The 23,960-nt window shown below is 38.2% G+C and carries 18 protein-coding genes and 1 pseudogene; 16 read left to right on the top strand and 3 right to left on the bottom strand.

Features of this window, described 5'->3' with window-relative positions:
* Positions 1 to 274: 274 nt before the first annotated feature.
* The gene (locus LV85_RS03680) at positions 275 to 736 is read left to right on the top strand and encodes a JAB domain-containing protein (protein WP_111316824.1); all 462 of its coding nucleotides are present in this window, start codon (positions 275 to 277) and stop codon (positions 734 to 736) included.
* A gap of 132 nt (positions 737 to 868) precedes the next feature.
* Here LV85_RS03680 and LV85_RS03675 read toward each other — a convergent pair whose 3' ends face one another.
* Complete coding sequence (locus tag LV85_RS03675) at positions 869 to 1,255, bottom strand: hypothetical protein (RefSeq protein WP_111316823.1); 387 nt, start codon at positions 1,253 to 1,255, stop codon at positions 869 to 871.
* A 1,008-nt stretch (positions 1,256 to 2,263) separates the two neighbouring features.
* Between LV85_RS03675 and LV85_RS03665 the strand changes: the two genes are divergently transcribed.
* Positions 2,264 to 3,169 (top strand): ArdC family protein, encoded by a 906-nt coding sequence (locus LV85_RS03665; protein WP_111316821.1) that lies wholly within the window; start codon positions 2,264 to 2,266, stop codon positions 3,167 to 3,169.
* Positions 3,170 to 3,625: 456 nt separating this feature from the next.
* Here the strand turns inward: LV85_RS03665 and LV85_RS03655 are convergent, their stop codons facing one another.
* Positions 3,626 to 5,074 carry a hypothetical protein gene (locus LV85_RS03655; RefSeq protein ID WP_111316819.1) on the bottom strand — a complete coding sequence of 483 codons (1,449 nt, stop codon included), beginning with the start codon at positions 5,072 to 5,074 and terminating at the stop codon, positions 3,626 to 3,628.
* 659 nt (positions 5,075 to 5,733) lie between these two features.
* Entirely contained in the window at positions 5,734 to 5,916 is a 183-nt protein-coding gene (locus tag LV85_RS03650) for a hypothetical protein (RefSeq protein WP_111316818.1), read from the bottom strand.
* Positions 5,917 to 6,632: 716 nt separating this feature from the next.
* Here LV85_RS03650 and LV85_RS03645 point away from each other — a divergent pair.
* From LV85_RS03645 to LV85_RS22185, 14 genes and pseudogenes are all read left to right on the top strand, one after another.
* Entirely contained in the window at positions 6,633 to 9,782 is a 3,150-nt protein-coding gene (locus LV85_RS03645; protein ID WP_111316817.1) for an RHS repeat domain-containing protein, read from the top strand.
* A gap of 3 nt (positions 9,783 to 9,785) precedes the next feature.
* Positions 9,786 to 10,247: a hypothetical protein gene (locus LV85_RS03640; RefSeq protein ID WP_111316816.1), complete on the top strand. Its 462-nt coding sequence runs from the start codon at positions 9,786 to 9,788 to the stop codon at positions 10,245 to 10,247.
* Entirely contained in the window at positions 10,244 to 14,755 is a 4,512-nt protein-coding gene (locus LV85_RS03635) for a DUF6443 domain-containing protein (RefSeq protein WP_211318372.1), read from the top strand. Before LV85_RS03640 ends, LV85_RS03635 begins: the two co-directional genes overlap by 4 nt.
* 3 nt (positions 14,756 to 14,758) lie before the next feature.
* Positions 14,759 to 15,196: a hypothetical protein gene (locus tag LV85_RS03630; protein WP_111316815.1), complete on the top strand. Its 438-nt coding sequence runs from the start codon at positions 14,759 to 14,761 to the stop codon at positions 15,194 to 15,196.
* Between the two features lie 298 nt (positions 15,197 to 15,494).
* Entirely contained in the window at positions 15,495 to 16,823 is a 1,329-nt protein-coding gene (locus LV85_RS03620) for an RHS repeat-associated core domain-containing protein (RefSeq protein WP_111316813.1), read from the top strand.
* Positions 16,811 to 17,560, top strand: coding sequence for a hypothetical protein (locus LV85_RS03615; protein ID WP_111316812.1), 750 nt, complete (start codon positions 16,811 to 16,813; stop codon positions 17,558 to 17,560). The genes LV85_RS03620 and LV85_RS03615 overlap by 13 nt, the downstream gene beginning before the upstream one ends.
* An 88-nt stretch (positions 17,561 to 17,648) precedes the next feature.
* Positions 17,649 to 17,819 carry a hypothetical protein gene (locus LV85_RS22015; protein WP_158531132.1) on the top strand — a complete coding sequence of 57 codons (171 nt, stop codon included), beginning with the start codon at positions 17,649 to 17,651 and terminating at the stop codon, positions 17,817 to 17,819.
* Between the two features lie 65 nt (positions 17,820 to 17,884).
* Positions 17,885 to 18,025: a hypothetical protein gene (locus LV85_RS22010; protein WP_158531131.1), complete on the top strand. Its 141-nt coding sequence runs from the start codon at positions 17,885 to 17,887 to the stop codon at positions 18,023 to 18,025.
* A gap of 64 nt (positions 18,026 to 18,089) precedes the next feature.
* A pseudogene (locus tag LV85_RS22365) lies at positions 18,090 to 18,260 on the top strand (RHS repeat domain-containing protein); the annotation flags it as partial.
* A 9-nt stretch (positions 18,261 to 18,269) separates the two neighbouring features.
* The gene (locus tag LV85_RS03610) at positions 18,270 to 18,941 is read left to right on the top strand and encodes a M23 family metallopeptidase (RefSeq protein ID WP_317046429.1); all 672 of its coding nucleotides are present in this window, start codon (positions 18,270 to 18,272) and stop codon (positions 18,939 to 18,941) included.
* A gap of 10 nt (positions 18,942 to 18,951) precedes the next feature.
* Positions 18,952 to 19,524 (top strand): hypothetical protein, encoded by a 573-nt coding sequence (locus tag LV85_RS03605; protein WP_111316810.1) that lies wholly within the window; start codon positions 18,952 to 18,954, stop codon positions 19,522 to 19,524.
* A gap of 236 nt (positions 19,525 to 19,760) precedes the next feature.
* A complete protein-coding gene (locus tag LV85_RS03600) occupies positions 19,761 to 20,018 on the top strand; it encodes a hypothetical protein (protein WP_146260419.1) in 258 nt (85 codons plus the stop codon).
* Positions 20,019 to 20,835: 817 nt separating this feature from the next.
* Positions 20,836 to 22,230 (top strand): cellulase family glycosylhydrolase, encoded by a 1,395-nt coding sequence (locus LV85_RS03595; protein WP_111316808.1) that lies wholly within the window; start codon positions 20,836 to 20,838, stop codon positions 22,228 to 22,230.
* An 85-nt stretch (positions 22,231 to 22,315) separates the two neighbouring features.
* Positions 22,316 to 23,866, top strand: a complete 1,551-nt coding sequence (locus tag LV85_RS22185; RefSeq protein WP_211318371.1) for a hypothetical protein — start codon at positions 22,316 to 22,318, stop codon at positions 23,864 to 23,866.
* Positions 23,867 to 23,960: the final 94 nt, after the last annotated feature.

The raw sequence follows: 23,960 nt of genomic DNA, 5'->3' as shown, positions 1-23,960 counted from the left end.
GGCTACTCAAAAATTGCTGCAGCTTTTGGAAATTCCTAAGATACTAAGGTTTCCCCTGAATGCCACCACGAATAATGTAGAGTGAACTATAAAAACTGGTAGTGATATCAATAATGCTTCAAAATTACCTTTTTCACATCTGAAGCGGCCAATAGACTACCGCATAAACACCGCCTGCCCACAACCTTTCATTTATTCAGTTTCCAATTGGCCTTGATCACTCAAAAGCTGGGGTTGCACCATAATTAATTTCTAACTCCTAACCGTTATTATTATGGAAACGATCAAAACACAGTCCCAAGTCGCCGAAATCGAGCTAGTTTACAAGCCAAAAATTGATGTTCTGAAAGCACGAAAAGTGAGTAGTTCCAACTGTGCATACCAGATTTTCAAGGAAGTTTGGGGAGAGGATAAAATCCAGTTTATTGAATCCTTCAAAATCATCCTGTTGAACAGAGGTAATAGAGTTCTGGGAGTTGTAGAGATTTCAAACGGTGGAACTGCCGGAACGGTCGTTGATCCAAAGTTGGTTTTTGCAGCAGCGTTAAAGAGTAACTGCCAATCGATAATCCTTGGTCACAATCATCCTAGTGGAAATTTACTTCCAAGTTCCCAAGATGAGAGATTAACCAAGCGACTCGTTGAAGCAGGGAAGTTTTTGGATTTACCTGTCCTAGACCATATCATCGTAACCAGTGAAGGGTATTTCTCTTTTGCAGATGAAGGGAGGCTTTAGGCTCCCTTTTTTATCACCTAATCATTGTTGATATTTTTTAAGAAGGTAATCAAGGTTCTAATTTAGAGAAGCAAAAAAGGAATTAGGGAAGCACTTAGGAGTTGAACACGGCATGTTTTATACCATTAGATGTCAAGGGTTAGTTACCTTGATATAAGTAGTAAATTCTACACAGTAATCGGCTGAATTTTCAGGACAGATAAATCGTAATTCTGAAAAATCATCTGCTATCCAATAATAAATTTCCTGTGGCCCGTTGTCTGGTATAAGGGCATCTTTTGGTACAAAAGTTGGAAAGGGGGAATTGTCATCTACAAAAGAAGGATCATTGATGTTTCGTGAGAATCCTTTTGTTCGGGTCATAGTAATCTTATTTTCGTTTATCACATAAATCCCTTCCTCAATACCTCTATAGCCGATAAGTTCTTTTGTATCGAGTGTTCTAGCTGCCATTTCGCCAATATAAGTGCCATCTTCTTTAAATTCGAAAATGTGGTAGCCTTCATAAAGGCCATTCACATCAAAAATCTGTTCCCATCTTCCTTACTATTTTCTTGACATGAAAAGAAAATAGTAAGGAAGATTAAGCTTATTAAGATTCTGGCTTTCATATGATTTTTGTTTAAATGGGAAAATGGAAAATTGACTTTTAAAAATTCAAAATCTTTTTATAAAGGACGAAAAATTTCTTGTTTGTGCTACAGTAAATAGTTGAATTTTAAATCCCTATAGTAAATCGCTCTATCCATACCGCTACTCGCGCACCATTTTTCAAATGACTTCTTGCTGCGCTTTATTCCTGAAGAGATTTACTCTTCCCCACGGTCACAGTCTCACTTCATTTTCCTTGACCCATTCCCGACAGGTCTGGGAATGGGGTGGTCATTCAGATAGACAGTGACCTTTCCCCATTTCTCCGCATACAGCAATTTTTTTTCTCTCCATTCTTCCGCTGCAGTCAAATAGCTTTCAGCTCCACACAGCCACACATTCAATCCGCTTTAGTTACCCTGTTCCGTCAAGCCTGAAACAGAGGAAAGCCGCTCCTCGAATAAGTGACCCAATCCTCCTTTAGGGGGGCAAGCCATTTTTCGCTTTTCTAATCCTTCCGTCAGGGAGAGTTTTTCTTCCGAGTGGGTTGTCTGATCTGTTCTGGTTTTTTACTGGTGTTATACCGTCCAACCAAGCAAAGGTGAAAACCTGATTCTGGAATCGTCAAAAATCCGCTTTGCCCTTCCGCAAAATGACGGTTTCCTACGAACTGCCTCCGACATTTCACTTCAGGTTTTTGTCTTATCCAGCCCCAGCTTTTCCTGAAAATGCTTGTCGGTCGGTACCTCAACACCAGTGGATAAAAAAAATGTCACTACTCAGCCAAATATCCCCACTCTCCCAGAAAAACCAAGCTCTACTGACTCCAGGGAAAAGCTCTGGATTTGTCGGGTCGATGTTCCTTACATCCTTGGATATGATGGGGGATTCTTTGGGGCTAGCTGGCTCTTTTTCAACACTTAAAACAAAATTAAAATGACAGCTTGGGAAAACTTCAACAAACTAGCGGAAACCGTAACCAATGAAATCATCGAGGGTATCCAAAATGAAAACCTTACTTGGGAACAAGTTTGGGATCAGAAAAATGCCCCTAAAAACTTTGCTTCAGATCGTCCTTATTTGGGGTTCAATGCGCTTTGGTTAGCATGGGTGACTATATCCAAAAAATTCAGCCAATCCTATTTTCTAACTTTCAAACAAGCGAAACAGCTTGGAGGAAATATCAAAAAAGGCCAAAAAGGGACCAAAGTCGTATTCTGGAAGATCTCCAAATTCGTCAAAGGACAAACCAAAAATGAAGCTGGAGAAGACGAGGATCTCTATGGAAGAAAGTTCACTCCGTTTATCTGGACAGTTTTCAACATCGACCAAATTGAAGGAATCGAATTTTCCATAAATGAAAGCACTGAGAGAGTATTTAATCCAATTGAAACTTGTGAGCAGATTATTTCTGGATATTCCGATTGTCCTAAAATTGTTCATTATGGCGATGACGCATTTTACAGTCCATCTGCTGATTATATCAATATGCCGAATAAGGAATCATTTAAAGGGGACGAGCAGTACTATTCCGTTCTTTTTCATGAAATGCTGCATTCGACTGGACATGGTAGCCGTTTGGGTAGATTTTCAGAAAGACCGGCTTTGGTAGGCTACGGCTCTGTTGAATATTCGAAAGAAGAATTGATCGCGGAAATGGGAGCCAGTTTCCTGAATGCTTATGCTGGAATCAAAGATGCCAACTTCAAAAATTCGCTGGCTTACCTAAAAGGATGGATGAAGCCGTTGCAAGATGATCCAAAAATGCTGATCTACGCTGCTCAAAAAGCCCATCAAGCAGCTAATTATATTTTAGGAATTGAATCAGAAGGGGAGAAGTAATCTTCCTTTTTTTTATCAGAAAGTACTTTTGTAGTTTAAACAATGATTATTAAAAACCCTCAGATCTGAAACGATGGAATCCTTACTAGTTGTTTTTTTTTTTCTTGGGCTTGGATTCTTGCTATCATTAATTCAAAATGCTCATCTGAAAAATCCCTTTCTTTCAAGAGCGGGTTTTCGATTGGTTAGTTTTGCTTCATTCTGCTTTTTCCTTCTAGGATCTTTTGCTTCGCTGAAGTTCCTTTTTGAATTCTAGAGCTTGTTCAGTATTTCCCGGATCAGCCGCTCTTTGTCCAGCTCTTTTTTCTTTTCGAGCGCAAGCTAACGATGTAAATTATCCAAATTCCCCATGCCACAGCAAAAAGAGGAAATGGATTTTCGGCCCCTATGCTCCGTCATGGCAAAAAAGCTAATAAAAACTGTTCCTAAAAATTTTATTACTGGCCACATTGTCGTTTACTTCCAATTTTTTATTAGATGTACGAAGTCGGTCTTGCTTAATTTTCTAAGGGTTGTATCGCTGACAAGTTCGGAAATGTGTGATTTAAAATCCACGAAAATTCGGGCTTTTGCATAGTTCCAACTCTGTCTTCTATGCTTCCATTGGTAGTAAAATTGACCTTTAAATCTGGTCATAATCTCGTTTTTTTCTAATTCATGCATTTCTTCTTGCTGCGTAATTTCAAGTTCTCTTTCATCTTCTTCATTTTCTTTTTGCCACTTTATTTCATTTTGTAAACTATCAATACTTTGATTAACCTGTTTTATTTTATCTTTTCTGATTTTGAGTTTCGATAAACACTTTTTTAGTTCTACCTCTAGAAAATCAGTAAGTTGAACCTCCATATACCTTAGATTATTATTTTCTGCTTTCTCAAGTTGTTTTAATTCTAATGAGAGAGAGTTTATTGTTTGATGAATGTTTTCCAATACCTCGTTTAGATCAATAATTAGAATATAATTTTTATTACTTGAAATCTGCTCAAATTCTTCTTTAGAGTGAAACGGAAGAGTGAAGGGGAAGAGAGAGTCTTTTGTTTCTTTTTCGACTAAACGACATTTGCTAAAGGAAGAGGATGAAACTGCAGTGTGTGGTATGATTTTATAATGCTCAAAACCTGGTACTTCTGAGCCTGGGAAACTTTCTATTTTTTGCAGAGTCTTTTTACATTCTTGAATTTCAGTATTTATTAATTCTTTTTGAGAACGGATAGATAATATTGCTTCCTTCTCTTTGCATGAGAATTCATTTAAAATTCTACTAAATAGGTATTTTTGAGTTAAATAGCTGATTAAAGTTTTTTCAATATTGCTATTTAATTCGATAATTTCAGTTCGGAGTCTTTCTAGACTTGGGACTTCATATGATAGATTTGTATAATCTGATTTACAATCTTCAATTTTCTCTTTTAAATCTTTAATAATCTTACTGTCTTCCTTCTGATAATAGGAAAGTGAGGAATACTTGGATCGTTCTAATTCTAATAATTTACTTTTTACTATACTGAAATGCATAAAATTATCCTGAAATGGTTTTGCATTAATCAGCCAAATTATGTTTCCGTAAAAATCTTCTCTTTCTTCAATTGTTGAACTTGATATAGAGGAATTCTGAAGTTCTAACACAAGCCCATTTTTCGTTTTAACATCTGCAATATGTTTATTATTGCCTTTGTTCATTATTACTTCTTGCCAATCTTTTGGAAATTCATTTTTCCATGACCTGTGCCATTCCGATTCGTGCTCTTTCCATGGATCGCAATTTAATTCTGCGACATGCTTCCAATGATGTATAATAATGTTCCCACAATATGCCTTTACTGGATTGCCACATATTTGGCATTTTCCAGTTAATCCTTTGCGTGGAGAAATACGAAAGCCGAAACTGTCAAGTGCGATTAACAAAATCTTAAAATTTTAGATTGTAATTCGAATTAAGTAGTCCTTTGGATATGAGCAAATTATTAATTAGGATTTGACGGAAAATGTCAAGGAAGTGGTTTGGTGATTCATAAATCGTAGTCAGAATTCCGTTCTTTAACTGTGCTTTCTTTATTAATTAAGCACTATGAGTTTCGTACACCTCGTACTGCTCATACCCCTCGTACCGTACGAATTGTACGAGGCTGAGGAGGATTTAAATCCATTCAATTGAATTTGATCCTGGGACAGCATAAATGCCTTCAAATTAACAGGAAATTCAATGGTTCATTTTCATATTTTGTCTCTTCGGAAAAGAGGTTCGTTTTCTGATTTCACATCGAAAAGAAAAAAGATCATTCAAAAATCGTAAACATGTTTTGAGAGGTTTAAAATGATTGAATTCAAATAAATTTTAAAATTGAAAAAGCAATATGAACCTGTCCCCCTTTTTGTCCTCTTTTCACATAAATCACTGAAAATCTATGTGATTTTGTAGCACTTTTAATACTAATAAATTAGGTGATCGTTTTACGATCAACTTTTTGTGTTTTATGCCCTTTCTGTTGAGTCTTGTAAATTCAAATGGATTTAATTTGGTTTAAATTTTCCCCGTTTCTGCCCTCCTTTTTTTATTATTATTGCTAAGAACCCCAGTGTTTTTGCAATGCTGAAAAATCAGAAGGTTTGATTCGGTTTCTAACAAAATTTCCTTCACATAGTTCGAGCAGTTCGGTTTCCACTACTTCAATGAATTGCACAGGATCTTTTACTTGCTGCTTTCGGGCTGCTAATTTAACTTTTGCTGATGCTTCTGCTTTGCCCATGGTAGTTCTGATTATCTGGCACCACTTCTAGTATTTCTTCTCGGTATTTCATTCTGCCTTGATCAGCGTTTGCCCAACGCTAGACAGATGGTTGCAAAGTGTAGCGCAGGTCTTTTACAAGACCAAAGAAACACATCTTTAATAATTCTATGCTGTTTAGTCATAGATGTCAATCATTCCTTTATAATAGTTTGTTTTAGTGTCTGCCATGAATGAATGGGGCAGGGTTGTCTTACTTAAATCAAACTATATCTGCTAATAGGGAGGATCCATTATTTGTGAAAAGCTTTAAAAATCATAAAATATTCTGAAAAATCTTCATTAGTATTTTTTACTAAAAATAATTGTTTGAACTAATCTGTTTGACAATTGACTTTTTCTCAGAACTATTCACTTAAATTTTGTCTGAGTTCTAGAATTATGGCTAAACTTATAATTGCTTAAAAGTGAGTTTTTTAATAGTTTTTGGCCTATTCTTTTTAAATGTATACAGAAAAATGAGATTTGTGATACTTTCAAATCTGTTGTAATACAAATATAATTTTGTATAAATATATTTTTTCATATAAAAAATTCCGTGTATATGGTATTGTTTAGAATTTAAATTCTTTCATTATTTGCCCGAAATATCTCATCTAGATCTTATGTGGGCAAAAAAAATACTCAGACCATCTCTTCTTATCTCCTTCTTCTGTTTATTGGTAAGTTTTGCTACAATGGCTCAATTACCTAGTGATATTCAGACTCAAGTCAACAAAAACTTTCCCAAGCCCATTCAAAAGTCACCCAATGCTTCAGGTATTGAACGATATGGGAATTATGATGTCAATTTGTACACTGGAGTGCCCAATATCTCAATTCCCCTCTACACAGTTGAGTCCGGACCGATTAAACTTCCCATCTCTCTCAATTACCATTCCTCAGGTATTAAATACACCGATCAGGCAAGTTGGGCAGGTTTAGGATGGTCAGTAATTGCAGGGGGGCAGATTACTAGGCAAATTCAGAAAATGCCTGATAATCTTTATTTCTTAACAGGATCAAATGACTATATGGTAGATAATTACTGTATAGGTAACACGGTTACTGATAAATATAATTGGCTTTATAAGAAAAACAGTGCAAATGCAGGTGTAGATCGGGAGGCAGACATTTTTTCCTATAGTATGCCTGGAAAGAGTGGGAAGTTTTACCTGCGACAGAATGGACAGGCTCCCTACCTATTTCCGGAAGCTCCGATAAATTTAGCAGTAGGTGCCAGCCTCAGTTTTTTTGATATAACTGATGAAAATGGTGTCAGATATAGGTTCGGTAAAAATTCAGCCAATTTGAATTTTACTGAAAACACCACTACCACAGGAGCTGGTGGTAGTTCTGTATCAGGGATTACTGCATGGTATCTAGTTGAAGTATTTGCCCCTAATTCCGATGATAAGGTAGAAATCACATATCAGCCATTAGGAAATCAATCTTTGGTGGATATTGAACATAATGTGACTGTAATTGATCAATGTAATTCAACAAGTCCCTCTCTTCTTCCATGTAGGAGTGGAACTTATATCCAACAGGAGGTCAACACAAGTTCATTTTCAACTAGCCTAGGCATCGATGAAATCAGGTATAAGACAGGTAAAGTCAAGTTTATTATTAATACTTCGAAACGATCAGATCTTACCGGGTTGAATGCATTGGACCGGATTGAGATTTACAGTAAAATCGGCACGGAATACACTCTCATAAAATCCTACCAGTTAACAAAAAGCTATTTCAGCGGCGTATCGCGTCTTAAACTAGACGAATTAATTGAAAAAGATGGGGCTAATACAATTATAAACAAACAAAGCTTTAGCTATCATACCAACTCATTTTCTTGGGATCAAGCAACAAAAAGCAGACGAAGAGATTGGTTTGGTTTCTATAATGGAAAACCAAATTCAAGTCTGATTCCATTTCAGACAATACAATATCAACCGAATACAGCGACTGCGGTTTCAAACATTGATATTGGTGGTGGCAATCGTGAAAGTGATACCACTTACTTGAAAGAAGGTATGCTAAAAAGGATCACTCATCCCACGAAAGGATATACAGAGTTTTTTTATGAGCCCCACAAATATGTGGATGGTTCAGTGACCAAATATGGAGGTGGATTACGGATTAAGAGAATCACCAATACAACTGGATCCTCTGTTTATTCCAAAGAATATAAATATGGGGAAGGGGAGACCGGTACAGGTATCAAAAACTTCACACAAAGCTTGTTTTATTTTGCTACAGAATCCGAATCCAGGGCTACTTGCCAATCTGTTGGCTGTAGTCGTAGGGAAAGAGTCAGGATGTTTTATTCTAACTCGGCAATAGGAGCAGGTTACGATGATAGCCCCGTTGTCTACTTGAAGGTCAGTGAGTATGAGAATATAAATGGGACAAACGGTAAGATTCTTTACGAATTTGATAACAATACTCATATTCCTGACCTCTTTATGACAGTACCTTATTCCAATAAAACCCACCGCAATTCAAGCAGCTGGGAAAGGGGTAAGTTGACCAAAAAAACAGTTAAAAATGCAGCTGGTACGGATGTCTCCCAGACTGTTATCGCTTATACAAAATTGAAAAGCCAGAATATCGCAGTTAGCCAAGCAGTCATTCAGTTTATTGATGATGGATATATACCTCCTTTTAATTCTACCTGTATTGACGAAAATGGCACCTCTGTGGATCTCATGACTTATCAGATTAGAAAGCTTGAACAGCAAACGGGAGCATATGTGGAAAATTCACGAATAGAATCTATTATCAATCCAACCGGAGCGCTTACTACCACCACATTAAAGACTTACGATCCTACTTATCTACAGCTTACCCAAGAAGAAGTTTGGGTAAGTTCCAATCCAGAGGTTGTGGTAACCCGATATCGATACCCCTTTCAGGTTATCAACCCAGCCACAACTTACACTGGATATCCAAATATTCTTAAGCAACTCACATTGAGAAACATCCTGAAGCCTATAGAACAATATACATTGATCCAGAATCTGAACGGCACGAACGCCCAGGTAGTAGGAGGTCAGTTGACTTATTTCAAGGCTTCGGGAACTTATTATCTTCCTGATATTATGTATTTTCTTGAACTGGCTTCTCCTCTCGCGGTCGCCTCATTTACTCCGCTTACAATTTCCGGCTCTTCCGCTGTAACCCGGGATACCCGTTATCAGGCAAGGCTAATATTTTCCACATATGACACTCGTGGCAACATCACAGGCTTCAACCAATCCGATTCACAGTCAAATTCCTTTATCTGGGCATATGATGGAGCTTACCCCATTGCCGAAGTTAAAAATGCAACTGCTGCACAGATCGCCTATACTTCTTTTGAAACCAATGAAAAAGGAGGCTGGACCTACAGCGGACCGGAAACAGTGCTAAGATGGACTGAGGCCAGAACAGGAAGGAATGCTTACAATCTGTCAGGAGGGGCAATATCCAGAACTGTGACGGGAGCGTCCACGTCAAACAAATTTAAGCTGAGCTTTTGGGCCAAAGTCTCCACAGGGACCCAATCCTGGACTTTTTTGGGAGCTACTGAGACCCTAACCACTACTTGGAAACTAGTAGAACGCGATGTCACCTCAACTTCACTTTCTATCTCAGGCACGAATGTCCTCGTTGATGAAATAAGGATCCATCCACCTGGATCTGAAATGAATACCTATACCTATATCCCTGGGATTGGGCAATGGTCTCAACTGGACGCAAAGAATCATGCTGTGATTTATAACTACGATAGGTTGGGAAGGCTTGAAACAATCCTTAATAATGACGGGCATATTCTTTCGCACTACGAATACAATTTTATCAAATAAGATATGGGTACATATAAATACTTATTTTTCACAGGACTCTTTTTGGGAATGTTCCACCTAGGGGGAATGGCACAATCCAAAGATAGTTTGACTATTCAGGCTTTGACAGGGGTATGGATGATGGATGCGGATATGCAAATGGAGAAATCAGCTTTGGAGAGTAGAAATAGTGCTAATCCATTAAGGGAAGAGCATTTTAAAGGCCAGTTAGAAAGCATGCGGTCAAGAATATACATATTCCATGAAGGAGGAAAATTTGAATCTTCTTGGAATGATCATGGGAACACCCAATTAGTAAACGGTAATTGGATTCTAAATAATGAAGGGATATTGGAAATCGAACTGGATGAGAGGTTGTTGTTGTCATATTCAGTGATTCTGAATAAAAACGGACTACAGTTAATTCCAGCCAACCCTAAAGAAATAAGAAATCTTGGTCTTAAGCTTAAAAGAATTGAACCATGAAATTTCTATTTCTTTTCCCATTTATGTTGGTAATAGGGACTACTTTTTGCTTTTCCCAAGCCATTACCCATGTCGACCTGGTGGGTTCCAGTTCGGCATCAGCAGGTGTACAGACCAGCTATACTGTTAATTTTTACAGTGGTTCTAGTCAAGTGGCACCTCCTGGATCTGGCACCTACTTTTGGGATGTAAACGGGGCCACGGCTTCGGGTACAACTATAAGCTCCAACATTCTCACGTGGGCTTCTGCTGGTACTTATAGCCTATATTATGAATATTCGGATGTAAGCGGGACATATTATGATTATATGACTGTGAGCGTTACGGGAGGCACGGGAGATCCCTGTCCAATAGTGTTACCATCAGTCCCAGACATAACCCTGATCGCAGATGGAAATGATACACTCATGGCTAATCCTGCTCCACCAGGTTTTACATACCAGTGGTATGACAATAATCAAGTATTACTTCCATATACAACCCAAAGTCTTCCAGTATTAAATGTGACCTCCAGTAAAACATATTATATAGCTTATCGCTATACAGCAACTGGTTGTATAACCTCAAAGATGCCGGTAAGAATCAACCGCTATGCCGAAGACTTAAACTGGACTCGTGAATATGCAGCAAGAGATACCCTGACTGGGGACTATACATTGAGGAACTCTTCCCAAAAAGCTTCCTTTAAACAAACTACCTATCACGACGGATTAGGAAGAGTAAGCCAAAAAGTCGGGATTCAGGCTTCGGAAAATGGTTCTGATATTATAACGGCCTTTGGATATGATGCATTGGGAAGACAGTACAGGGATTACCTTCCATTTCCTAATAATACATCCTACCAAGGGTTGTATAGGTCCGCTGCGACCTCCCTTCATAGTTCTTATTACACTGCCCAATATTCAGATTCCCGTGGGTATGCAGATAAAACATATGAAGCTTCTCCATTAAATAGGATACTTAAGCAGGGAGTACCAGGAACGCCTTGGATAGGTCATGAAATTGAGCTTTTTGAAAATGTAAACATTGCCGCTGACTCAGTTAGGATATGGACAGTCAATTCATCAGGTTTACCTGTCAATGGTGGATTATTTGCAAATGGCTCTCTTTCCAAAATTGAAACCTATAATGAGCAGGATCAAAGAACTATTGAATACAAAGACAAGCTTGGTAGACTGATATTAAAGAAAGTCCAGATTGATACCGCGCCTACCTCTCACCATGATGGATGGCTATGTACGTATTATGTGTATGACCTGATGGGAAGGTTACGGGTAGTGATGCCACCTAAGACCATCAGTACATTAAGATCTTCCAACAACTGGGGAGGCTCTACCTGGGACTCTAACCGCTATGGCCTCTATTATCTCTACTCCTATGACTCCAGGGGTAGGCAGATCACCAAAAAACTTCCAGGTAAAGCTCCCGAAGAGATGGTTTATGACAAGCAGGATAGATTGGTGGCATCCCGTGATAGTCTTTTACTGGTTCAGGGAAAATGGCTTTTTGCCAAGTATGATGTGTTAGGTCGTGAAGTAATGACCGGTTTGGTTACTTATTCAGGGAACCGCGCAACTCTACAGGCCCTAGTTGATGGATTGGGGAATAATAATGCAGTGATCAATGCCACATCAGGCAAAACCGGAACGAGCAATGCAGGAGGATTTCCAAGGTCCACCGACGGCAATGGTGAGGGAGATGTACTGACCGTAAATTACTATGACAATTACACATTCAGAAAATCCGCACTCACTTATGTGAAACCTACGGGTTATCATGATTCCAGTACCAAGACCACGGGAATGTTAACCGGGACTTTAATAAAAAACCTGGGAAACAACACCCGATATGAAACAGCGATTTACTATGATTCGCAGGGACGGGTGGTCCAAACAATTTCTGATCACCATTTGGCGGGAACGGTACGGATTTCCAGTAAGTATGATTTTGAAAACAAACCCCTGGAGACGATCACCCAACACACTACGCCAAGTACCTATACCATTACCAAAGGTTACGTATACAATAATTCGGGTGCTCTAAGCCATATTACCCACAGAATCAATTCGGGTGGAGTAGTTACTTTGGCAACTCATACTTATAACCAATTGGGAGAACTCACCTCCAAAGCCTATCCAGCTGGAGGGGATGCCGTGACAAGTTTCACCTATAATATCAGGGGTTGGCTAAAGAAAATCAACGATCCTCAAGTCAGCAATGCCTCTTCAAAAGTTTTTGCGCAGGAACTGTTTTATGAATCGGGAGGAACTGGACAATATTGGAATGGAAATATTGCAAAAACAGAATGGAGAGGGCAGGACGACATCAAAAAAGTCTATAATTTCACTTACGATGCAGCCAATAGGCTTAAGACTGCTCAATATACAGTTCCCACAAATTCGGTACACAACGGGCGTTACAATCTAGGCTATATCAATTACGACGCGAATGGTAATATCACCACCATGCAGCGGGTGAATCAGCAAACTGCCTCTATTTGGGCATTGGTGGATAATTTATCTTATACTTATTTGTCAAACAGCAATAAGCTAATTCAGGTAGGTGAAAGCCAGGGCACCAACACCTATCTGTCAAAGGATTTTAAAGGCACGAGTAGCGAGAATTACTTATACGACCGAAACGGAAACCTCACGAAAAACCTGGACAAGGATATCACATCCATCACCTACAACCATTTAAATCTTCCGGTCACGATCACTTTCTCGGGAACCAATAAGAAAATTGATTATTGGTATAATGCCCGAGGGGTAAAACTACGTCAGGTCAATACGGATGGGGCAACTGTAAAGACATTCGATTATCTGGGAGAACTAGTATTCGAAAACAATGCGATTTCTTATATTCTCCATGAGGAAGGAAGGGCCGCCTACGAAAACTCAGCGTTCCAATATGAATTCTTTGTGAAAGACCATCTTGGAAATGTGAGACAGGTGATACGTGCGCCAATATCCGGAGCAAGAATAGCCACCATGGAACCTGAGAATGAAGAGGAAGAAGAGAAATACTTTAAGAATATCAAAGAATCCCGTCAAGGTGCCGGAGAGCACAATAAAACACCGGGCGGCTATGCCACAGCCTGGCTGAATGCTGGAAGGAATAGGATTTTGGGACCTTCCCGTTCCCAGGAAGTGCAACAAGGGGACAGTGTGGAACTTGGGGTATTTGGGAAATATGTTGATCCCAAGAAAATCAGACTTTCTCCGGCAAGTTTTGTTCGCTCGGGAATGGATAAAAAAATGATCCAACAGCTTACAGAATATGGTCAGAATCTAAGTGCTGGAGGAGTGAATGAAATTGCCATTGCCAATGTGATAGCTTTGGTGATCACCGAGCTGCAACAGAAACCGGTACCTGAGGCTTATATGGGTTATGCACTATACGATTCGGATTCTACCTTATACGAACAGGGGAAAGTAATCTTGTCCAAAAAAGCCAGGAATAAGCACGAGGAATTGGTCAAAAAGATCGCTGTTCCTAAGGATGGGTACATAGAAACCTACTTGGTGAATGAGACTTCTGATGATGTCTGGTTTGATCAATTTAGAATCGAAAGCACAGGACCACTGATAGTCCAAGAGACACACTATGACCCTTGGGGGGTAGAACTTTCAGGACTGGGCTACCAGTATGCAGGAATCAAAGTGAATCCATATCTTTATAATGGCAAGGAGGCAAACGGCCACCTTGGAGTGAATTTGTATGACTATGGGGCCAGGATGTACGACCCGGCAATAGGAAGGTGGTTTGTGATGGATCCGATGGCTGAACAGATGCGCAGGCATTCCCCGTACAATTATGCATTTAACAATCCATTGCGGTTTATTGATCCGGACGGGATGGTACCGCAGGTTGCAATTGTTCATTCAACCCCACAACACAGCGAAAGTGAGGATCCAACTCAAAATGAAGTGGGAACTGGGCAGGTTGTAAAAGGGGGATATGGGGAAGATATTGATATCGGTAATGTATGGAGTCATACAGAAGATGGAGGATATCTATCTGATTTGAAAAAAAATGATCAAAATAATTCAGAGAATAAAGATTGTTGTCAGGATGGCAGACCGGATTTGCTTGGATATGGGAATTTTTATAGGAATCAGATGGGTACAGATGCAGGAAAAGATATGTTTGAACGTTATTGGTTAGGAAAAGGCGATATGGTTTTGACTAAAAAGCAGTTCAATGAAATTGTAAAGTTGGCAAAACAACAAGGGGCTGACGATATCAAAGGAACCTCTACCAATTTAAATGGACAAGAAGTTATTGCAAAAGTAATCTCATTTTATGGTACTGAACATGGTAATTCTCTTGGACGTGCAACAGTTTATTATAATACTAAAGGAGTTGCAGTTGGGTTTTATGATAATTTTGATTTCGATCCTAAGCCTTGGGGTGTTAGATCATTTGAAGCAGAAGTAAAAACAAGATTGGTAAATTTAGATGGAAAAGCAGTTGGAGCCAAATCATTTAAAATCACATATCCTTAATTCATGAAGAATAGAATTTTAATATTTCCTGTTCTGTTAGTAATCGCTTTATTGATTACTTATATGGTATATATTGATAACCTTCCTCCTAGAACTCCGCAAAAGGTAGCCAGAATAATAAGTGGACTATCAATACCTCGTGATGCTGAGATATTAGAATTTAAGGATGAATGGAATAATTTTAATGGGGATGGGTTTTCATTTATTGTTCTTCAATTAGATAATGAGTCTTTTAAAGAAGTATATCAAGAATCAAAATCACTTCAATTTGATCACCTACCTTTAAGTGATTCTATCCATGGACCACTTAAAGATTTTTCGAATAAAAATAAAGTAGGTTTATATAAAGTGGAAATTGATAATAGAAAAAGCATGTCTTTTTCAGGAACTTTACTTTCTGAAAAAAATAATACCATAGCTGTTTATATTGAAATAAACTGATTGAACTGTTTAATGGTTTTTAAATCGATGATTTATTTTTAGCATGTTGTGTTAGTTGTTGGTAATAGTTTTTATTTTGATAAAATAATAACCTTTTATGTTCCTTTGATCATAATTATCTTTAAAGATTATTAAAAGATATGTCACAGCCTGGCTGAATGCTGGAAGGAATAGGATTTTGGGACCTTTCCGTTCCCAGGAAGTGCAACAAGGAGACAGCGTGGAACTTGGTGTATTTGGTAAGTATGTTGATCCCAAGAAAATAAGACTCTCCCCGGCAAGTTTTGTTCGCTCGGGCATGGATAAAAAAATGATCCAACAGCTTACGGAATATGGTCAGAATCTTAGTGCAGCAGGAGTCAATGAAATTGCTATTGCCAATGTGATAGCATTAGTGATCACAGAGCTGCAACAGAAGCCAGTGCCAGAGGCTTATATGGGTTATGCACTATACAATTCAGATTCTACCTTATATGAACAAGGAAAAGTAATCCTGTCCAAAAAAGCCAGGAATAAGCACGAGGAACTGATCAAAAAGATAGCTGTTCCAAAGGATGGGTATATTGAAACTTACCTGGTGAATGAGACTTCTGATGATGTCTGGTTTGATCAATTTAGAATATTAAGTACAGGGCCTTTGATCGTTCAGGAGACACACTATGATCCTTGGGGTGTAGAGCTTAGCGGATTAGGTTATCAATATGGAGGAATCAAGGTCAATCCCTATCTTTATAACGGCAAGGAGGCAAACGGCCATTTGGGAGTGAACCTGTATGATTTCGGGGCTAGACTTTACGATCCTTCTATCGGCCGCTGGTTTGTGATGGATCCGATGGCAGAGAAGATGCGTAGTCATTCCCCGTACAACTATGCATTTAACAATCCATTACGGTATATTGATCCGGATGGAATGATACCACAAGTGGCAAATGTACAAGCTACCCCACAACACAGCGACAGTGAGGATCCTACCCAAAATGAAGTGGGTACTGGGCAGGTGGGGCAGGATAGGGAAGATTTTCTATGGTCTGATGGGTATGGAGAAAGTAGTGCAAGAAACTCTACCATTTCCAGTTCTTCATTTTATGGAAGTTATCAAACTAAGGGAGGGAATGTGCAAAATAATACGACTGGAGATCCAACTATTTTTGTAAGTAAATGGATCACACCTACAGGATTTAATAATGAGGATTATTACAAAACTTTAAAAAGTACTCTTGTCCAAAATGGATTTAATTCTAAGTTAAAAATTAAGGATGAATCAATAATGGGAAGATTGAAAGCTTGGTGGCAGGGATCTCCTACAGCTACAATAACTATAAAGAATTTTAATCTATCAAGAGATAGCTTTGGGGCAGGTGGATACGCAAGATTAGGTGATCCACATTCTATTACTGAATATAATGAACTAAGTATGCAACCCAAAGGGAGAGTTCTTGATACATGGAAATATGTTAATGCTTCCGTTCATGAATTAGGTCATGGTCTATTTAAGTTTGATCATAATTCACAAGGGTATACAGAAGATCCCAATAGCATTATGGATTATAGGAGTGCCTATGTACAAGGAGCAGGTTTCAATTTAAGTCAGCAATCTATTATTAGGAAAAGTATATGGGGAAATTGAGTAAATTTCTGGTTTTGGCAATATGTGTCACGGTCAGTGTAATTGCACTGTTTAGGGTTTTTCAAAGAGGGGATGATACTGCTATGTATAGAATTTTTCAAACCAGTACTAGGGGATATTATTTTCATAAATTTCTTGGCATAGTGCCAAATGAAATCTATGATGATTATACAATAAGTGTATTGGACTCATCGACTAATTCTAAATTGCTCAATATTACTGATAATAAAAGTTCAACTAAGCCAAATTTCATAGTACTTCGACATGATTCTCATGAAAGTTTTGTAAAAGCTTATCCTTGGGTCTTGGTAGAAAATAGTACTAGTAGAATAACTAATGACTATTACTATTTGTCAAATCTAATCAACTTGGACTCCTTTAATTTATATGTAAGATTGTTTAATGTTGAGGGAGAGATGGCGATAATGAAAAAGTATTGTTATTTTATTTCAAATCCGAATGACTTTGGTAGTTATTCAATTGTTAATGATTTATCAGATATAGAGCATATTATTAAAGATAGACCATTAGATAAAAAGAATACTCTAATAGGATTAGGGTTTGAAATAGTAGATTTAAGTTCTCTTATACTTGAGAAGTCTAATGGAATAATTTATTGCTGGTTCCAAAATCATGGATTGGTTAAATTTTATTTCGTTTTTGATAATGCAGGTCTCATTGATGTAAAAAGTGAAAGCTTGGGATATTTGGGAAATGAGTTTCCATCCTGCTGTTAGTTGTTTCTGCTATTTTCTTACACAATTTTTCAGTCATTCATACGGATAATTAAAGTTCAACAGTCTAATGAATATGGCCAGAAACTAAGTGCCGGAGAAGTTGAATGAAATTGCCATTTCCAACGTGATTGCTTTGGTGATCACAGAGCTGCAACAGAAAACCTTACCAGAGGCTTATATGGGTTATGCTTTGTATGATTCAGATTCCACCTTATATGAACAAGGAAAAGTAATCCTATCCAAAAAAAGCGAGGAATAAGCACGAGGAACTGATCAAAAAGATAGCTTTTCCAAAGGATGGATATATAGAAACTTACTTGGTGAATGAAACTTCTGATGATGTATGGTTTGATCAATTCAGAATCCTTAGTACAGGGCATTTTGATCGTCCAGGAAACTCATTATGATCCTTGGGGTGTAGAGCTTTCAGGTTTGGGGTACCAGTATGCAGAGGATCGAGTGTGAATAATCAGTCCAGTGGACTGATTTAGCGAGTGGCCAGCTTGTAGGGAGGTTTAATCCATATCTTTATAATAGAAAAGAGGCAAACGGCCACTTGGGAGTGAGTCTCTATGATTTTGGGGCTAGGATGTATGATCCTGCTATTGGGCGCTGGTTTGTGATGGATCCGATGGCAGAGAAGATGCGTGGTCATTCCCCGTACAACTATGCATTTAACAATCCATTACGGTTTATTGATCCGGATGGAATGATGCCACAAGTGGCAAATGTACAAGCTACCCCACAACACAGCGACAGTGAGGATCCCACCCAAAATGAAGTGGGGACTGGGCAGGTTGGAAAAAAGAGGGATGAAGTCATGATTGATGTTGGGTATGGACAAAAGGTTAGTTCTAGAGATATTCAAGGGGAGGATTATATAGGTGACTTTGAAACCAGGGGAGGAAGTACTAAAAATAAAAGTGAAGTGCTTGATAGTCCAGTTGGTAATGCTCGGGTATCCTCAGCGTTTAAGTCAACAAGAACCTGTGAAAAGTGTTCAAATACCCATGGAGGAACTGATTATGCTGTTTCTATAGGAACAAATGTATCGGTGACTGCATCGGGAAAAGTCGTTAAAGCATACAATTCAAAAACTTATGGAAACACGGTTATCGTGGATCATGGTCCGTCTTCAGACAGTAATGGTAATGTCTACACTTTGTATGCACACGGCAATTCGATTCCAGAAAAAGAGGGCCAACCGGTTAGTGTAGGGGATCTTATTCTAGTGTCTGGCAATACAGGACGAAATACAACAGGACCTCATTTGCATTATGAAGTAATTGTTACTAAACACACGCCATTTGAAACTGCTTGCTTTGGGAATTTGAATATTCGATTCGCACCAACCGATTTAAAATACTTCTTAGGTAAATAATATTGAAAATATGAAAATAGGCTTAAACTCTTTGAATTTATTAATTGTGTTCTCTTGTGGTACTGGAACTGGAAATGTAAAAGGTGAAAAGAATTTTCAAGAAAAGTCGGATGACAATGAAGTCCCAATGAAAGAGATATTTAATCAGGATTCCTCGCAAACGAAAAAGTTTATTAATGATGACGATTTTGTGTTTAGTGTATTAGATAATGAGTTGAGTTTTTCATATGTGGAAAGTAAAATCGATATAAAATCAGAACTAATAGTTCCAAATATTCATAACAAATCCTTAAATGACACTATAGTTTCATTCACCAATGAAAAGGATTTTTTTAAGTTTCACAAAGCCTCGGGTAACGCTATTTTATTAGAGGCTGAAATTAAATCTGATCAGTACAAAATAGACTCAGGAGCAATTAAAATTGGGGTTCCTTATAATATCTTTAAGGATAAATTTAACCTCGAGACAGCTATCGATACATTAATTGTGAAAGATTTTGAAAACTCCAGCTATTTTATGTTTTTGTTTGATGAAAATCAGATGTTGAACACAATTTTATTTAAAACGAGATATTTGGATTAAACTTAATTTAAAGGAAGTAGTAACTTGTATATAATTTTAATTACAGTGAATTTCTTCACCAAGTAGATTAACTTTGAAGACGTCTATTGGATACCATTATGGAGAGAGCAAAGATTAAAGCAAATGTCTCGTGAATATTTTAGTGAAGGGTTAGCTGATAATGGGGTTACAATCCATGTCTTAATAATAGAGGCTGAGCGTAAAGAAATGATCCTGCTATTTGGCGTTGGTTTGTGATGGATCCGATGGCAGAGCAGATGCGCAGGAATTCTCCTTATAACTATGCTTTCAATAATCCATTGCGGTTTATTGATCCGGATGGGATGATACCGCAGATTGCTAATGTTCAATCAATCCCACAACACAGCGACAGTGAGGATAATACTCAAAATGAAGTTGGAAATGGGCAGGTGGGTATAGAAAATATCTTACCTGTTGAGGTCCTTGTCCATCCTCACAAACTGGATGGGAAGCATGAAAAAGTGAGTGTTTGAATATCTAATAAACCAAAATCCTAAAATTCGTATACCTCGTACGGCTCGTACCCCTCGTACCGTACGAATTGTACGAGACTAAATTGAAGTTCTAATCCATTCAAATTATTTCAATCGGGAGACAACTCAAATACCTTCAAATTAGAAAGAAATTCAAAGGTTCATTTTCTGGTTTTGAACCTGTTTAAAATAGGTTCGTTTTCTGATTTTACATCATTAAGAATAAAGATCATTCAAAAATCAGAAACTTAAAAAGTGCCTATACGGAATTTATACACATGTTTTGAGAGGCTCGAAATGGTTCAATTCAAATAATCTTAAACATGTAAAAGCAAAATGAACCTGTCCCAGTTTTTGTCCCAGTTTTTACATAAGTCTCTGAATGTCAAGATTAGTGTGTAGCGCTGTTCCCGCTACTAATCAATTAGTTGATCGTTTCACGGTCAACTTTTTGTGTTTTATAGGGTCTTGTATGCATGTTGTGGATAGAAATTGATTCCATTTAATTCAAATTGTCCCAGGATTTGTCCCACTTTTTGTCTTCTTTTTTGTCCCATTAATACTTTTTTTCTCCAGTTGAGTGAACTCATATTAATAAAATTGTCCCAGATTTAAATTCACTGTTTGGCTATTTCTTGAAAATAAAGGCATTCAACTTTTTTATTAACGTGATTGACTCTATAATGCCAATAATGATTGATTTTTGGATTTTAATACCCGCAATCTGGATGTTTTCCACCTTCTCTTCTGGTATTATTATGAGCTGATATATCTCGAACAAAATCTATTTTAAAGAATAAAGCTCTACAAGCAAATTATGATTTTAAAATTCAAATTTCCATATGGGATTATCCTATTAATATTGACCATTTGCTTTCAGTCAATTGCCCAAAATAATAAACCATTCAAAGATGATAATGGTAGACATGTGATTCCCAGAGGATTTGTGGTGAGTACCAATGATGCCGTGGGGGAGCTTTTTTATACTTCGGATGACTACCTGAGAATGGTACGAATGGGAGCCAATTTTCAGGTAATCAGGCTTGAATTGGGGAAATTGAGTAGCTTTCCCGGAGGTAAATTATCGCCTGAATATCTACTTAAGCTGGACAGCTTAGTCGATCTTGGTCGGGTACATGGAATAAAGACGGTTTTCAAAATGACCGTGTATGGAGTAAAAGGGTTCAACTGGGAAAAGTTCTACAGGAACGAAAATGGGGAGCAGGAAACTTACATTGCTGCCTGGAAAAATATCTGGAACAGGTACAAAAGCAATGATGCGGTAAACGGGTATGATTTGGTCAACGAACCCAGAAAGCACGAAATGGATATTTCCTATGCTGATTTGACCAACAATTTTTTAGTCCCGATCTACCAGAAGATTATTGATGCTTACACTGAAATAGACCAAGGGAAAGTAATGTATTGTCAGGCGATTTTCATGAACAAAGGCGATGCAATTAATCACAATCAATATGCTGAAATCACCAGAGCCATTGACAGAGAAAACGTAGTGTTTACCCCTCATATTTATCAAAATAAAGAAGAATGGATTAGACCTACCATGTTGAGATTTGTGAAGGAAGCTGAGTTGCAAAACGGTCCTATGCTAGTTGGTGAATGGGGTTTTCCTACCTTTTTGACCACAGATACTTCTGATGAGGCTCAGCGGGAGTACATGGATTTTTACATTCACACTGTTAATTTATTTGACAGTTTGGGGGTAGGGACGATCAAAGCCTGGTTTTCCGGAAATAGAGTAATGCAGGATTTTCTTCCTGCTGGGCCTTCGACTTGGGCCATTTTCAGCGATTCTGTGGGGGTTGGTACAGTGGAGAGAAAGTACATTACTGATATTATTGCTAGACCATATCCTCAGGAAATCGCAGGAGAAATACATTCATTCCACTTTGACTTCGCAACCCGAATTTTGGATGTGAATCTTTCAACAGATAACTCTAAAGGTTCTTCACAATTTTTTATAGGAGCAAACAGGCACTATCCGGATGGGTTTACAGTACGCCTTGGAAATGAATTAGCTCTAACACATAATCCCATTAAACAGGTAGGACTGGAAGTAGTAAAGAAAACTGGAAATTGGGATGTGAGAAATTTTACTTGGGATGAAACTAGACAACAATTGATTATTTCCCAATGGCCAGAGGATCAGGTGAATCTTTCGGTCCGTATTGAACCGGGTATTAGGAAATAAGTATGTTCTTATACCTTATTTATAGGAATTCGTTTTTTTTCATTTAAACTAAAGTCAATAAGGCTATTGATGCAATCAACTTATTATGTTTTCAAAATTATTCAGGAGTTTACCTGTATTGCTTTTCATTAATCTTGCAGCTAACGCTTCAGACCTAAAAGCACAAAGGAATGTAGAGTTACAAGGGAATATTGTGGTTGAAGCTGAGAATTTTTCCAGGCAAAATAGGACTGAAAAACGGCAATGGTACGTTACTACGAAGCAGAATACAGCAGCTGTTTTGCCTGATAAAGATGGAAATCATACAAAAGAAGCTAGTAAGCAAGCATATTTGGAAATTTTACCCGATACCAGAGTTACCCATGAGGATGAGTTGATTCAAGGAGAAAATTTCTCCAATGAAGCGGGGGAGATGGCAATTGTCAGCTATGAGGTAAATTTCACAAATCCAGGAAGATATTATGTTTGGGTGAGAGCCTTTTCCACAGGAACTGAAGATAATGGCATACATGTGGGAATTGATGATTCCTGGCCACCGAGTGGTCAGCGAATGCAATGGTGTGAGGGTAAAAATGCCTGGACTTGGGCAAGTAAGCAAAGGACCAAAGAGGAACATTGTGGAGTACCTCATCAAATTTACTTGGATGTCGAGAATACAGGTATTCATACTATTCAATTCAGTATGCGCGAGGATGGTTTTGAATTTGACCAATTCTTACTCACTCAAGACATCAATTACACTCCCGATGGAATTCTAACTCCAGCTCCATCTACCGATCAAAATTCTAGCGAAGTAAGTCAAATCGCTGATTCAACTATTGCAAATACTCGTTTCAAGGGTGTAGCCATTGCGCCAGCTCCGGGCAGAATTGCTGTTGTAGCAGATGGGAATTCCCCTGACCCGGATGATCTCGGAGGGACTGCCGTGAGTTTAGCTTTACTACGGGCAGCAGGATTGTCAGATCGATTGGTGCATTATTCCCATAGTTGTGATTTGGTGAGAGGTCCTAGAATTTCAGATCGGGCAGAAAAGGAGCGGCATCATATGATGCAGCTAGCTTGTGATGTGACAGCACGGCGTTGGGGTGGATATGATTCCTTGATTTTCTTCGATGCACTTTGGCAGCAAGAAGAAACAGTCAGTGATTTGGCTAAAGCTATAAACGAATCTACAGCTGAGGATCCATTGTGGATAGTGGAAGCTGGGGAGCCGGATATAATAGGTATGTCTTTGAAAGAATCCAATCCAGAGAAGCATCAGTTTGTAAAGGTGATTACTCATCACTCCGCCAATGATGATGCTGGGGATTATTATACTTGGGCTCAAATTCTTGATTTTGGAGTTGAGGAGGTTCGAATTCCGGATCAAAATGAATACCTCAAGGTTGACTTGGAGCAATGGGATTGGGCAAAGAATCATCTTGATTCAAGGGTTCAATGGATCTGGCTTTTGGGCAAAATGGCTGAAGTGGATGATGTGGTAAAATTCCAAAAGGGTAAGTGGGATTGTTCTGATGCGGGTATGGTATTGTACTGGATCACTGGAGCAACTTCAGGAGGATTGGAGCTAGGAAAAGTGGAAGATGTCAGGAAACTACTTCTAGACTATATTTCTGCTAATCCCATCACTGATTGATAAATCAGTATAGGTTTAATGTTTATTAATCAGTCGTTTAACAGTATTTTTTATTGAAGCTTATCCTGAAGTCTTTTCTTCACTCTGGACTAAA

This window comes from Algoriphagus chordae, from assembly GCF_003254055.1.
Classification (GTDB): Bacteria; Bacteroidota; Bacteroidia; order Cytophagales; family Cyclobacteriaceae; genus Algoriphagus; species Algoriphagus chordae.
The sequence above is the reverse complement of the archived record's forward strand: the minus strand, read 5'-3'. Positions and strand labels throughout refer to the sequence as shown.